Genomic DNA, 244 nt, shown 5'->3' on the forward strand with positions numbered 1-244 from the left:
GCAGCTGACCGACGTCGAATCCCTGATTTCCCAGGGCGCCAACGCTCTCATCATTCTCGCTCAGGACTCCGACGCCATCGGCCCGGCCGTTGAAAAGGCCGCCGACGAAGGCATTCCGGTCGTCGGTTACGACCGCCTGATCGAAAATCCCGCAGCGTTCTACATCACCTTCGACAACAAGGAAGTGGGCCGCATGCAGGCTCGCGAAGTCCTGAAAGCCAAGCCGGAAGGCAACTACGTGTTC

1 protein-coding gene is annotated in these 244 nt (G+C 60.2%); it reads left to right on the plus strand.

Features of this window, described 5'->3' with window-relative positions; genetic code table 11:
* Nucleotides 1-244: substrate-binding domain-containing protein (locus ACPYOG_RS20355; protein WP_481295891.1), on the plus strand; the 244-nt coding region annotated here is incomplete at both ends.

This window comes from Leifsonia sp. HAY1-4F (assembly GCF_056755275.1).